Consider the following 230-nt stretch of genomic DNA (forward strand, 5'->3'; position numbering starts at 1 on the left):
GCCCCGAGGAGAGATAAATGACGATCAAAGTTGGTGACAAGCTGCCTGCAGCGACTTTCAAGGTAGAGACCGCAGACGGCGTCAAGGAAATGACGACCGACGAAGTTTTCAAGGGCAAGAAAGTCGTTCTCTTTGCCGTTCCAGGTGCCTTCACGCCGACCTGCAGCCTGAATCACCTGCCGGGCTATCTCGATAATCGCGACGCGATCCTCGCCAAGGGCGTCGACCAG

General features: G+C 56.5%; 1 protein-coding gene. It reads left to right on the plus strand.

Annotated features, from left to right (window positions below; all coding sequences use genetic code 11):
- Positions 1 to 17: 17 nt before the first annotated feature.
- Positions 18 to 230, plus strand: a 213-nt coding sequence (locus SB822_RS61490; RefSeq protein WP_410859719.1) for a redoxin family protein, incomplete at its 3' end; no start/stop codon positions are given.

This window comes from Paraburkholderia sp. SIMBA_054 (genome assembly GCF_046534875.1).
Classification (GTDB): domain Bacteria; phylum Pseudomonadota; class Gammaproteobacteria; order Burkholderiales; family Burkholderiaceae; genus Paraburkholderia; species Paraburkholderia hospita.